The sequence below is a fragment of the Flavobacterium panacagri genome, from assembly GCF_030378165.1.
In the GTDB taxonomy this organism is placed as follows: domain Bacteria; phylum Bacteroidota; class Bacteroidia; order Flavobacteriales; family Flavobacteriaceae; genus Flavobacterium; species Flavobacterium panacagri.
Genome location: NZ_CP119766.1, coordinates 4,913,615 through 4,926,800, shown reverse-complemented (window position 1 = coordinate 4,926,800; position 13,186 = coordinate 4,913,615). Strand labels below are relative to the sequence as shown.

Below are 13,186 nucleotides of genomic sequence, written 5' to 3'. Positions count from 1 at the left end.
AAACCAATAAAAATTATGTGTAAATCTCTACTTACAAAGATTAATCTTAAAACGGCAATTGTTTTATTACTTTTTTTAGGTTTTAAAACAATAGCTCAGAATCAAAACGAATCAGAAAAAAATATAATTCCTTATGATTTAAAATGGTCGGAAAGAATGGCGCTAACGATCTTAAACAGATATCCGCAGGCTTGGAAGCTCGATGAAAACGAAAAACCAAAATGGGATTACAAAATGGGATTTGTATTGTCAGGTTTTGAAAAATTATATCAAAAAACAAATGATAAAAAATACCTGAATTATATTAAAGAATATGTTGATGAAATGATTGACAGTACTGGAAATATAAAAAAATATGATGCTAAGGTATACAATATAGATTATCTCAATCCGGGGAAACTGCTTTTTAATTTGTATGAAATTACTAAGGATTCACGCTATTTTGAGATAATAGGAAAGCTAAGAACACAATTAGAAACGCAGCCAAGAACTGCTAGCGGAGGATTCTGGCACAAACAGATTTACCCAAACCAAATGTGGATTGATGGCTTGTATATGGCAGAACCATTTTATACTCAGTTTACTGTTAAATATGAGAAAGGAAAGAGTTTAGATGATGTTGCAAAACAGTTTGAATTGGTTCAAAATCATCTTGTAGATAAAAAAACGGGTTTAGTGTATCAGGCTTGGGACGAAAGCAAAGAAATTGGCTGGGCAGATAAGCAAACAGGGACTTCGCCAACAATTTGGGGAAGGGGAATTGGCTGGTATATGGTAGCTTTAGTAGAAACCTTAGATTATTTTCCGAAGTCACATCCAAAATACAAAGTTTTGGTTGGGTATTTGAATCAGATTGCAAAGAATGTAAATCAATACAAAAGTGAATCAGGTTTGTGGTATCAGGTAGCAGATAAACCAGAAAAATTTGGAAATTATGTTGAACCATCTGCATCTGGAATGATTATTTATGCTTTTGCAAAAGGAACCAACAGGGGGTATTTGGGTGGAAGTTATAAATCGACAGCAAAAAAATCTTTTGAAAGTTTTATAAAAGAATTTATAAAAGTGGATAAAAAAGGAGAAATAAATGTTTTGAATGTATCGTCGAATGTAGGTTTAGGAGGAAAGCCTTTTCGGGATGGGACAAACGAATATTATCTTACAGCAAAAACAAAAGAGAATGGAGCAATTGGACTGGGAGCATTTTTACTAGCCGCGGTAGAATTAGACAAATAAATGATTGATAGTTTTTAATATGAATAGAAAGAAAAAATATTTTGTTTTAGCTATTTCTTTTGGATTGATGCTTTTTTCATTTTTGAATGTTGCAGCACAGGAAACTTCCAAAAGCCTAATTGTAATTTCAAAAGATTTAAAATGGTCAGAAAGAATGGCACTTTCTATAATGAAGCGCGCTCCAAAAGCATGGCAGATTGATAATAATGATAAACCCAAATGGGATTATAAATTAGGTTTGGTTATGACCGCTTTTGAAAATCTGTATCAAAAGACAAAAAATCCAGTTTACGAAAATTATATTAGAGACTATTATGAAACGGTAATTAGTAATTCAGGAGAGATTACAAATTACAAACTCGAAGATTACAATATAGATTATATTAATGCTGGAAAAACACTTTTTGATCTTTATAAGCAGACAAACGACAGCAGATTTTTAACAGCGATCAAACAATTGAGAAAACAATTAGAAACGCATCCAAGAACAAATTCTGGAGGGTTTTGGCATAAAAAGATTTATCCAAACCAAATGTGGCTTGATGGCTTGTATATGGGAACTCCTTTTTATGCCCGCTATACGTTTGAATTCAATAATGGAAAAGATTTTAATGATATTGTAAAGCAATTTGAACAAATATATCTTCATACATTAGATAAAAAAACAGGACTTCTATTTCATGCTTGGGATGAAAGTAAAAAGATGGAGTGGGCAAATAAAGAAACAGGAACTTCTCCAAACTTCTGGTCAAGATCTATCGGTTGGTATATGATGGCTTTGGTAGACGTTTTGGATTATATGCCAAAAGAGCATCCTAAAAGAAAAGAACTTATAGAATATTTAAATGAGATATCAAAAGCTGTTGCCAAATATCAAGACGTTTCGGGATTATGGTATCAAGTTACTGATGCGGGTAATAGGAAAGGAAACTATTTGGAAGCTTCTGGTTCTGAGATGTTTATTTATGCTTTTGCAAAAGGTGTAAAAAAAGGATATTTGCCAGCTAGTTATAAAAAACTTGCAGTTAAAGGTTTTGAAGCTGTTATAAAAGATTTGGTTAAAGTTGATGATGATGGCGAAATACACATTACTCAAGTTTGTGCAAGTGCAGGATTAGGAGGAAATCCTTTTAGAGATGGTTCGTACGAGTATTATATAAATGAGAAAATAAAAGTAGACAATTCACATGGATTAGGGCCTTTTATTTTAGCAGCAATAGAATTAGAAAAATAATAGAATTTAAATATATTTTGAAATGAAAAACAATAGAAAGCAAAGTTATTTGATGTCGGTTTTAATGATCTGTGTTATGACCATTACAAGTTGTAAAGTAACTTCTCAGGAACCAGCAAAAAAAGACATTGTAATTGCAAAGAATGCGAAATGGTCTGATAAAATGGCTTTGACATTAATGAAACGCCATCCTGAATCTTATATGCTGGACGATGCCAAGAAACCAAAGTGGGATTATGTTCATGCTTTAGTACTTCATTCAATCGAGGAGTTGTACAAAAAGAATCCAGATCCAAGATACAAAGCTTACGTAAAAGGTTATGTAGATCAATTGGTACAAACGGACGGAAGTATCAATACTTATGAGTTTGATAAATATAATATTGATTTGGTTTTGCCTGGACGTTTGCTTTTTGACGTCTATGCTTATTCAAAAGACGAGAAATATTTAAAAGCATTGCAGTTAATCCGCAAACAGCTTACAGAACAGCCAAGAACTCCTAGCGGTGGATTTTGGCACAAACAAATCTACCCAAATCAAATGTGGTTAGATGGTTTGTATATGGGAGAACCATTCTATGCTGAGTATACAGCTAAATTTGAAAATGGTAAAAGCTTCGACGATATAGCGAAACAATTTGAGTTGATACAACTTAAAGCGACAGATCCAAAAACAGGTCTTTTATACCATGGTTGGGACGAAAGCAAACAAATGCCTTGGGCTAATAAAGAAACAGGAAATTCTCCAAATTTCTGGTCTAGATCTTTAGGCTGGTACGTAATGGCATTAGTTGATGTTCTGGATTATATGCCAAAAGAGCATCCAAAATATAAAGAATTGGTTAAATATCTAAACAATGCATCTGAGGCTATTCTTAAATTTCAGGATAAATCTTCGGGTTTATGGTATCAGGTAACAGATAAAGGAGGCGAAAAAGGAAATTATTTAGAAGCTTCTGGTTCGGCTATGTTTGCTTACGCTTATGCAAAAGGAGCTAATAATGGTTATTTGCCAGCCAAGTTTAAAAAAGCGGCAAACAAGGCTTTTGATGGATTGACTACAGTTTTAATCAAAAAAGTAGATGAAGATGGAGGTATAACATTAACAAACTGCTGTCAAGTTGCTGGTCTTGGAGGAACTCCATACCGCGATGGATCTTACGAATATTATGTGAACGAAAGAAAAAAAGACAATGATCCTAAAGCTACGGGGCCATTTATTTTGGCAGCTTTAGAATTGAATAGATAAAAAATTATTTCAACAAATCCGACAGGTTTTAAAACCTATCGGATTTGTTTTGAATATAAAATTTACAAGAAAATCTAAGAGGTTTTTAAAACCTGTTAGGTCTCTTAAAAGTCAAATACTTCTATAATGAAAAATTTAAAAATCATCCTTTTGCTGCTCTCCATTTTTTTCTTTCAGAAAAGCACAGCGCAAGTCTGGATTCCTGATAATGGGGACGGAACCTACACAAATCCGATTCTCCATGCTGATTATTCAGATCCAGATGTTGTACGTGTAGGCGATGATTATTATATGACAGCTTCTTCATTTAATTGTATTCCAGGACTCCCTATATTAAATTCTAAAGATTTGGTAAACTGGAAAATTATTGGTTATGCGCTTACAAAACAGCCCCCTTATGAAACTTATGACAGAGTGCAGCATGGAAATGGGGTGTGGGCACCAAGTATTACGTATCATAAAAATGAATTTTACATTTATTATCCAGATCCAGATTACGGAATTTATATGATAAAAGCTAAAAAAGCAGAAGGACCTTGGTCTGAGCCAATTTTAGTAAAAGCAGGAAGAGGTCTAATTGATCCTAGTCCTCTTTGGGATACTGATGGTAAAGTTTATATGACTCATGCTTTTGCAGGAAGCCGTGCACAAATTAAGAGTTTATTGGTTGTTTGCACAATGAATTCTGAGGGTACTGTTGTCAACAATGATGAAGTAATGGTAATTGATGGACATCAAGGAGAAGAAACCATTGAAGGTCCAAAGTTTTATAAACGTAAAGGATATTATTACATTTTTGCTCCTGCGGGAGGAGTACCAACAGGATGGCAGACTATTTTAAGATCTAAAAATGTTTTTGGACCTTATGAAAAGAAAAAAGTTTTGGAACAAGGTTCTACAATCATAAATGGGCCACATCAAGGTGCTTGGGTAACAACTCAGACAGGAGAAGACTGGTTTTTTCATTTTCAGGATAAGGGAGCTTATGGACGAATTGTTCATTTACAGCCTATGAAATGGGTAAACGACTGGCCGGTTATGGGGGAAGATTTTGATAAAAACGGAGTAGGAGAACCTGTTATTACTTATAAGAAACCCAATGTTGGTAAAAAATATCCGATAGAAGTACCTGCAACTTCAGATGAATTTAATGAACCTAAATTAGGGTTGCAATGGCAATGGCAGGCCAATAAACAAGTTAATTTTGGATTTCCAACCAGTTTGGGTTATCTGAATTTGTTCTGTAACACCACTACTAAGAACATTTTTAATGCACCAAATTTACTTATGCAAAAATTTCCAGCAGAAGAATTTACTGTAACAACAAAGCTGACTTTTAATTCGAGATTAAATGGCGAATCAACGGGTTTAATTATTATGGGATTAGATTTTAGCGCACTTTGTTTTAAAAATGATAACGGAAAATTATATCTAAATCAGAAAACAGGAACTTTTGCAAATACGGTTTCAGAAACAGAAACGAAATCGGTATTAATAGAAAGCAATACGATTTATTTGAGAGTACAAATCAAAAAAGGAGCTATATGTAACTTCTTCTATAGTTTAGATGATAAAAATTATCAGACAATAGGAACTAAATTTAAAGCAAGAGAAGGAAAATGGATTGGTGCCAAAGTAGGACTTTTTGCTTTAGGGGAAGAAGTAAAAAATGATTCAGGAAATGTAGCCGTAGATTGGTTTAGAGTAACTAAATAAGAAAGAAAAAAATGCAGTTTAAAAAACAAATAATCCTTTTTTTATGTTTTTGCAGTTTTGCTGTAAAATCTCAGAATACTTATAAAAGATGGCCAGAAATTATTCGTAAGAATGATGCGGTATGGTTTGGATCGGATGAAGCGAAAAGAATTGCAGAGAATGTTTTGCTATACCAAAGAGAAATTGGTGGCTGGCCAAAAAATATTCAGATGCAGGACGAGCTGACCGAAAAACAGAAAAAGGATTTAGTAGCACTCAAAAAAACTGCAGTTGAAACAACAACAGACAATGGAGCAACTTCTCAGGAAATACTTTTTATGTCTAGAATGTATGCTCAGGTAAAAGATGAGCGTTATAAAGACTCATTCCTGCGTGGACTTAATTATTTATTGGAAGCGCAATATCCAAATGGTGGCTGGCCTCAATTTTATCCGTTGAAAAAAGGATATTATACACATATTACTTATAATGATGATTCGATGGTAAATATTTTGAATGTAATAAAAGCAGTTGCAGACGAAACTGATTATTACAGTATTAAGCCATCAAAAGAAATTGTAGAAAAATGTAAAAAAGCTTTTGACAAAGGTATAGAATGCATCCTAAAAACACAGTATAGACAAAACGGAGTTTTAACAGCATGGTGCGCGCAGCACGATGAAGTTACTTTTGCTCCCGCAAACGCTAGAGCTTTTGAATTAGCTTCATTAAGCGGTTATGAATCCGCAAAAATTGTATTGTTATTGATGTCAATTGACAAACCTTCAAGAGAAATTGTAACAGCTGTAAAAAGCGCTGTTGAATGGTTTGAAAAAACGAAAATTACCAATTTAGAAGAAAAGAGAGTTTTAAATGACGCAGGAAAAGTTATAGATAAGAAAATGATTCCAGCTGTAAATGCAGATCCTATCTGGGCTCGATTTATGGATTTAGAAACTAATGAACCTTTCTTTTGTGATCGCGACGGGATAAAAAAGAAGTCGATTGATCAAATCGGTTCAGAACGCCGAAATGGTTATTCATGGTATTCAGATGCTCCAAATGAAGTCTTAAAAAGGTTTCCTGACTGGGCGGTTAAAAATGGAACAAAAGTTGGTGCTGCAGATAAAAAAAATGTAAACTATATTACTGTAGCACAAGATGGTTCAGGAGATTTTACAAAAATTCAGGATGCTGTTTACGCAACCCCAGCTTTTCCTTACGAAAAAGTGACAATATTCATTAAAAATGGAATTTATACTGAAAAAGTCCGAATTCCAGAATGGAATAATAATGTAATTCTAAAAGGAGAAAGTAAAGAAAATACCATCATTACTTTTGATGATAATTTTTCTAAAATAGCTCTTGGCAGAAATAGTACTTTTTACACATCTACAATTTTAGTAGAAGGAGATGACTTTACAGCATTAAATTTAACTGTTAAAAATTCATCAGGAGAGCGTGGTCAGGCAATTGCATTGTCTGTTGTTGCAAATCGTGCTAAAATTATAAATTGTAATCTTTTAGGAAACCAAGACACTTTATATTTATCAGGAAAAGAAGCAAAGCAATATTTCAAAGATTGTTACATAGAAGGAACCACAGATTTTATTTTCGGAGGAGCAACTGCTTTATTTGAAAACTGTATCATTCATAGTATTAAAAGTTCCTACATCACAGCAGCGTCAACCCCACAAGGAACTGATTTTGGGTTTGTTTTCAAAAATTGTAAACTAACAGCTAACCCTGATGCTAAAGATGTTTATTTAGGACGACCTTGGAGAATTTATGCCAAGACTGTCTTTGTAAATTGTGACATGGGGAGACAAATTAGATCAGAAGGCTGGGAAAATTGGTCAAAACCTGAAGCTGAAAAAAACTCTTTTTATGCAGAATATAATTGTACTGGTGATGGCTTTCAGCCATCTAAAAGAGTCAAATGGTCGCACCAACTTTCGAAAAAAGAAGCTGGAAAATATACTACAGAAAATATCCTTAAAGATAAAATTTCTAGTTGGTATTTAAATTAATTTGCTTTGATTATTAGAATCAGTCAAAGTTTACTGTACAAACTACGATTGGAAACTAAAAAAACTAAAAAAAATGAATATTAAATATTTCGTTCTGTTATTATTTTCTTGGGTATCTTTTTCTCAAAATGGTGATTTCCCATCTGCAAAAGTAGATTCGATAGTGAATAGAATTCAGTTACCAGTATTTCCAGCTTACCAAATTAATATTTTAAAAGTTGGTGCAAAAGGTGACTCTATTTCAGATAATAAAAAAGCCTTTGACAAAGCAATGGCTATGTGTAAAAAAAATAATGGTGGTACTATAATAGTGCCAAAAGGAATTTATAAAATCAATGGTCCAATTCACTTTGTGAGTAATGTAAATTTGAAGATTGAGGAAGGTGCAAAAATTAAATTTAGCGACAATCCTAAAGATTATCTTCCATTGGTTCTGACAAGCTGGGAAGGTACTATGCTTTATAATTACAGTCCGTTGATTTATGCTAATAATTGCACTAATATTGCCATAACAGGAAATGGAACGATTGATGGAGAAGGAGGAAAAACATGGAAAACATTTAAAACAAAGGAAGGGGAGGGTAAAAACTTGAGTCGTGAAATGAATCACAATAACACACCTGTTGGAAATAGAAAATTTGGAGAAGGATATTTTTTAAGACCACAGATGATTCAGTTCTTGAATAGTAAAAATATATTAATAGAAAATATTAGAATCGAGAATTCACCATTTTGGTGCTTACATTTATTAAAATCCGAGAGTATAACCATTCGTGGTATAAGTTATAAATCATTGAATCATAATAATGATGGAATAGACCCAGAATATACTAAAGATGTTTTAATTGAAAACGTAAACTTCGATAATGGAGATGATAATGTAGCCATAAAAGCAGGTAGAGATCATGAAGGAAGAGCAAATACAGCAACGCCAAGTCAGAATATTGTAATAAGAAATTGTAATTTCAAAGGACTTCACGGAGTTGTAGTGGGTAGTGAAATGTCAGCAGGAGTACAAAATATTTTTGTGGAAAATTGTAAAACGGCGGGGTATTTAAAAAGAGGAATTTATTTAAAAACCAATGCTGACCGTGGAGGATATATTAAAAATATATTTGTTAGAAATATCCAGTTAGACCAGGTTGAAGACTGTTTGTATATTACAGCAAATTATCATGGAGAAGGTAAAGGATATCAATCGGATATATCGAATGTATATTTTTCAAATATTACTTGTAACAAAGCTTCTGAGTCAGGAATTGTAATTCAGGGATTTGAGAATAAAAAAATCAAGAATATTTCTTTAAAAAATATTGAAATCAAAGAAGCTAAAAATGCATTGTCCAATGAGAATGCAGAAAATGTTTTGATGACTGATGTTTTTATAGGTCAAAAAGCAAATGTGCCAACAGCAGTTTCTAAAAACTGATTTTTTAGTTTAAGAGAACAATTTTTTGTGCCTTCTTAAGAATTATAAGAAAGAAAAACTCGTTGAACTTTGCGTTCCTGATAGTTATCAGGATTGTGTTCTTTACTATAAAAACAATAAACAAAAAAACAAAATGAAAAAATACATCATCCTAACTCTTCTAATTACTACGGTAAGTTTTGCACAGAAAACAGCACTATATTGCATTGGTGATTCCACAATGGCAAATAAAAAAGATCCAGATAGAAATCCAGAACATGGTTGGGCACAGGTTTTACAGTCTTTTTTTAAGCAAGATATAATAGTAATAAATAAAGCAGTAAATGGTAGAAGTACAAAAAGCTTTATTAACGAAAAGCGTTGGGATTCTATCAGCAAGAAATTAAAAAAAGGAGATTATGTCTTAATTGAATTTGGACACAATGATGCAAAAATAGAAGATTCTACACGTTATACAAATCCACATACAGCGTATAGATATAATTTGATTCGTTTTGTAAAAGAAAGCAGAGAAAAAGGAGCAATTCCTATATTGCTAACTTCAATTGCGAGACGTAATTTTAATGACAAGGGAGTACTAGTTCCTACGCATGGTGATTATCCTTTAGAAACACGTTTGGTCGCTCAGGAATATAATGTACCTTTTATTGATATGGAATATTGGACAGAATTATTGGAGCAGTCTTACGGGCCAGAAAAATCAAAAACATTACATCTGCATTTTAAAGCAGGTGAAAACGCATTTTATGATAAAGATAAAGCAGATGATACACATTTGTCCCAAAAAGGAGCTGTTGAAATAGCTCAAATATTTATTGCACAACTTAAATTATTAAATGATTCTTCTTTAAAAAGAATAAAAGGAAATATTAAATAAATTATTAAAACTAACAATAACTCTTTTAGTATTTAATTATATAGTGATCTGCATTTTTTTTAATCTGTAATACATTTATGATTTAAAGAAATTCAGTTTACAGTTTTTTATTAACCAATATGTTACAATTCTAAAAAAGAGAGAGCCTTGGCTTTCTCTTTTTTTTGTTTAAAAAAGTACGTCCTAGTCATAGAGAGTTGTTCGAATAAAAGGAGGAATCGTTATGCCTCTATAATTCTATTTTATCACAAATTATTTGAATTAGTCTTTAAAAACTTACAGAATTACCTTAATCTATAAGTTTAAAAACTTTTACTGGCATTTATAAATAGTATTTCAAGAGAAATTTGCACTCTGAAATAAGTTTTTGATTGTAAGTCTATTGTAGGGAATGGTCATTTGGATTTTACTCTGCATGATTAAAAATTTCACTAATAGTCATTCTCTTAAGGTTATTAATAATTTAAAACATCTAAACAATTAAATGTCATGAAAAATAAATTACTCCCTTTATTTGTTGCTTTGGGATCTTATTCTGCTTATTCACAGGTAGGTGTTGGGACATTAACGCCCAATTCTTCTGCTCAGTTGGATATTACTTCAAAGGATAAGGGACTTTTGATTCCTCAAATTGCGTTGAAAAGTAGTACAGATACCGAAACAATTAAACCTGGCAATGTTGAAAGTTTATTAGTTTTTAATACTTCTACAATAGCAGACATTACACCAGGTTATTACTATTGGTATAAAGGAAGATGGAACAGAATAGCTATTTCTGGTGAAGGAGGAGGAAAAACGGAAACAGCTGTTGGTGAAGGTGTTCCTGGCAAAAAAGGTGATCCTGGCTATCCAGGAGAAGGTGTTGTTATCTATACTAACACTAAAAATGGAGATGTATATGTTCAAAATCCTGATGGAACATGGACAAAAATAAACGGAAAAGACGGGAATAATGGAAAAGATGGAATGAATGGCGGTAATGGTGCACCAGGTGCCAGACAATAAAGGAATCTTTTTAAAAATGTTTAAGAGAAGGTTAAAGGCTGATTTTGATTTTTTTGAAAAATCATTTTTTGATACTGATGAAGATAAAATAAAGCAATACGATCGTATTGTTTATGTTGTGTATGATAAACAAGAATTGCTTGGCTTTTTACAAGAGAATAAGAGTGCCAATGTTTTAGTTTGTTTATTTGATAAACAGTTTTTTACAAGCTTGTCATTTTTGGAAAGAATAAGTAGCTTGATATTGTTTGATGAATGTAAAACTAGCCGTGAAATTTTTAAAGAAATAAAAACATTTTTTAAAAAGAAATTAGACTCACGAAATGAGGCAATCTCTTTTCAACAGGCAGCAATCACTATGCAGACAAGTTTTCCAGAATATTACAAAGCAATGTACTATTTAATGTAATTTTTATTTTTTTTTAGGTGTATGTTTTTTGAATTATAATACACCTTCAAAATGCAGGGTAAGTATTGTTCCTTATCCTGCATTCTTTTTTAAGTACTTTTCTAATATATACTTTTTAATGTTCTTGCAAATATTTTTTTGTTTTTGCGCGGTGTTTTATAATTATTAATTCACATAAATTTTTATTAAAAAGAAAGCACTAAAACATTTTAAAATTTAAACAAGAATCTTTAAAAATGAAGCTTGATAAAAGTCTTGTTAAGGACATTATTTTAAAAAATATCAATGTAAATGAGGTGTTAGTTGAGTAATTTTCTCCTGTTTGAAGTGTTTTTATGTAACAAAATTGTATGAAAAGACAGTTTTTGAGAGTCGTTTTTCTTATTAATCTTAGGGCTTGAGATACTTTCTAGATTACCTAAAAATGAGTTGATGTGATTGGTTTTTTAAATAAGTATTTGATTTTTAATTGTTTGTGTTTTCTGGGGTTTGCAAAAACTGAAGAGTCAATTTATTGTAAAGAAAATGACTGAAAAACTGCATTAAATTTAACAGCAATTTTGTTGTAACTATCACACAAACTTTTATTTTTGTGGCTTAATTTAACAATATATAAGCATGAAAGATTTATTAGTAAAAATCAACGCCGAAATTGACACATTTAAAGCAGAAGCTGAATCTTTAACTGAAAAAGGAATTAAAGCTGCAGGTCCAAGAGCACGTAAAGCTACTTTAGAAATTGAAAAACTTTTAAAAGAGTTCAGAAAAGTTTCTATCGAAGAATCAAAAAAATAATACAACTAAAACCTCGTCAATTGACGAGGTTTTTTATGTTTAAAAAGAGTAAAGTTTAAGACAAAGAGAAGAAACCTTTGTTGCTTTGCTCCTCTGTAACTTTGTATCTTTAAATTGAATTTCTATCAATAAAATTAAAAGGCACTTTTACATTTCCTCTTTCTTTATTCAAAATCATTCGAGCTGCTGTTTCTCCCATAATATTAAAATCGGTAGACATTACAGTAATACCTAATAATTCTTTTAGAGGGGTATCATTATAAGAGATCACGCCGATTTCTTTGCCTAGAACAAACTCTTCATCCCGAATTTGTTTCACTAAATTTACTAGATCAGATTCTTCAATAGTGATAAATAAATCTCCTTTTTTAAGAATCATATCATCATAAACTTCACTCAGAATTTCAAAATTGATTTCGTGTTCAACGCAAAACTTTCTAAATCCGTGTAATATTCTTCGCGGATAAGGGTAAACGGCTTTGTCTGGATAAACTAATATTAATCGTTTATATTTGGTTATTTTAGAAAGTCCTTCTTTTAATGCGTTGTAAATGTCATTTTCAAAATCTTGATAGATTTTAATCACATCATCTCCGGTTCCTAATTTAATATTATCTAAAACAACCAATTTTTCCTGCGGAATTTTTTTAATAGCATTAACCACTTCATCAGTAAAACTTAAATGTTTTAATTCGTCTGTTTTGAAATGGGTTGTGATTACATAATAATCGTAGGCGCCTTCGAATTTATCCAATATATTTAAAAACAAAGTTTCATCACAGTGGTAAATTTGAAGATCGACATGTGCGTTGGCTCCTAAAGTATTGATAAAAGTGCTGTAGGTTTTCATTTTATAAGAGCTCAGCTTATTCGTCAAAAATAAAATATTTACTTTAGACTCTAGCTTTGTTCTTGTGATATAATACCCTTTTCCTCTAATAGAAGAAATAATTTTCCGTTCCTTTAAAATATTATATGCTTTCTCCACAGTATCACGAGACATATAGAATTCTTCGCTGAAACTATTAATGGAAGGAATTTTTTGATTGATCTTTAAATTTCCATTGGCGATGTTTTGAAGAATAGAGTCTACAATTTGTTTGTACTTTGGAACTCGTGAATCTTCATCTATTTTAATAAGTTTAATCATGGTATCTGGGAAACTTGTCGCGTATTTCGACGAAACGATTTTTAATTATAACTTTTACTAGAAACTCTTTTTAGGAC

At 31.7% G+C, this 13,186-nt stretch carries 11 protein-coding genes; 10 read left to right on the top strand and 1 reads right to left on the bottom strand.

All coding sequences use genetic code 11. The features are described from left to right. The first annotated feature begins 15 nt into the window (after window positions 1–15). The 10 genes from P2W65_RS21040 (at window position 16) to P2W65_RS20995 (ending at window position 11,959) form a co-directional block, all read left to right on the top strand. Window positions 16–1,236, top strand: a complete 1,221-nt coding sequence (locus P2W65_RS21040; protein ID WP_289660901.1) for a glycoside hydrolase family 88/105 protein — start codon at window positions 16–18, stop codon at window positions 1,234–1,236. A gap of 19 nt (window positions 1,237–1,255) precedes the next feature. After that, on the top strand, window positions 1,256–2,470 hold the full coding sequence (locus tag P2W65_RS21035) for a glycoside hydrolase family 88/105 protein (protein ID WP_289660900.1): 1,215 nt from the start codon (window positions 1,256–1,258) through the stop codon (window positions 2,468–2,470). A gap of 22 nt (window positions 2,471–2,492) precedes the next feature. Then, window positions 2,493–3,719, top strand: coding sequence for a glycoside hydrolase family 88/105 protein (locus P2W65_RS21030; RefSeq protein ID WP_289660899.1), 1,227 nt, complete (start codon window positions 2,493–2,495; stop codon window positions 3,717–3,719). 126 nt (window positions 3,720–3,845) lie between these two features. Beyond that, window positions 3,846–5,435: a glycoside hydrolase family 43 protein gene (locus tag P2W65_RS21025; protein WP_289660898.1), complete on the top strand. Its 1,590-nt coding sequence runs from the start codon at window positions 3,846–3,848 to the stop codon at window positions 5,433–5,435. Between the two features lie 11 nt (window positions 5,436–5,446). Beyond that, entirely contained in the window at window positions 5,447–7,444 is a 1,998-nt protein-coding gene (gene pelA / locus P2W65_RS21020) for a pectate lyase (RefSeq protein ID WP_289660897.1), read from the top strand. Between the two features lie 73 nt (window positions 7,445–7,517). After that, window positions 7,518–8,873 carry a glycoside hydrolase family 28 protein gene (locus P2W65_RS21015; RefSeq protein ID WP_289660896.1) on the top strand — a complete coding sequence of 452 codons (1,356 nt, stop codon included), beginning with the start codon at window positions 7,518–7,520 and terminating at the stop codon, window positions 8,871–8,873. 133 nt (window positions 8,874–9,006) lie between these two features. After that, on the top strand, window positions 9,007–9,750 hold the full coding sequence (locus P2W65_RS21010) for a rhamnogalacturonan acetylesterase (protein WP_289660895.1): 744 nt from the start codon (window positions 9,007–9,009) through the stop codon (window positions 9,748–9,750). Window positions 9,751–10,239: 489 nt separating this feature from the next. Beyond that, window positions 10,240–10,755, top strand: a complete 516-nt coding sequence (locus P2W65_RS21005; protein ID WP_289660894.1) for a phage tail-like protein — start codon at window positions 10,240–10,242, stop codon at window positions 10,753–10,755. Window positions 10,756–10,771: 16 nt separating this feature from the next. Further along, window positions 10,772–11,164: a hypothetical protein gene (locus tag P2W65_RS21000; RefSeq protein ID WP_289660893.1), complete on the top strand. Its 393-nt coding sequence runs from the start codon at window positions 10,772–10,774 to the stop codon at window positions 11,162–11,164. Between the two features lie 618 nt (window positions 11,165–11,782). Then, complete coding sequence (locus P2W65_RS20995; RefSeq protein ID WP_026729959.1) at window positions 11,783–11,959, top strand: Hc1-related histone H1-like protein; 177 nt, start codon at window positions 11,783–11,785, stop codon at window positions 11,957–11,959. Between the two features lie 109 nt (window positions 11,960–12,068). On the opposite strand, the gene P2W65_RS20990 is transcribed toward P2W65_RS20995, so the two are convergent. After that, on the bottom strand, window positions 12,069–13,109 hold the full coding sequence (locus P2W65_RS20990; protein ID WP_289660889.1) for a GntR family transcriptional regulator: 1,041 nt from the start codon (window positions 13,107–13,109) through the stop codon (window positions 12,069–12,071). Between the last annotated feature and the right edge of the window lie 77 nt (window positions 13,110–13,186).

Coding starts and splice junctions, on each gene's coding strand:
- P2W65_RS21040 (WP_289660901.1), top strand. CDS start 16: ATGTGTAAATCTCTACTTACAAAGATTAATCTTAAAACGGCAATTGTT.
- P2W65_RS21000 (WP_289660893.1), top strand. CDS start 10,772: ATGTTTAAGAGAAGGTTAAAGGCTGATTTTGATTTTTTTGAAAAATCA.
- P2W65_RS21005 (WP_289660894.1), top strand. CDS start 10,240: ATGAAAAATAAATTACTCCCTTTATTTGTTGCTTTGGGATCTTATTCT.
- P2W65_RS21010 (WP_289660895.1), top strand. CDS start 9,007: ATGAAAAAATACATCATCCTAACTCTTCTAATTACTACGGTAAGTTTT.
- P2W65_RS20995 (WP_026729959.1), top strand. CDS start 11,783: ATGAAAGATTTATTAGTAAAAATCAACGCCGAAATTGACACATTTAAA.
- P2W65_RS21015 (WP_289660896.1), top strand. CDS start 7,518: ATGAATATTAAATATTTCGTTCTGTTATTATTTTCTTGGGTATCTTTT.
- P2W65_RS21035 (WP_289660900.1), top strand. CDS start 1,256: ATGAATAGAAAGAAAAAATATTTTGTTTTAGCTATTTCTTTTGGATTG.
- pelA (WP_289660897.1), top strand. CDS start 5,447: ATGCAGTTTAAAAAACAAATAATCCTTTTTTTATGTTTTTGCAGTTTT.
- P2W65_RS21025 (WP_289660898.1), top strand. CDS start 3,846: ATGAAAAATTTAAAAATCATCCTTTTGCTGCTCTCCATTTTTTTCTTT.
- P2W65_RS21030 (WP_289660899.1), top strand. CDS start 2,493: ATGAAAAACAATAGAAAGCAAAGTTATTTGATGTCGGTTTTAATGATC.
- P2W65_RS20990 (WP_289660889.1), bottom strand. CDS start 13,109: ATGATTAAACTTATTAAAATAGATGAAGATTCACGAGTTCCAAAGTAC.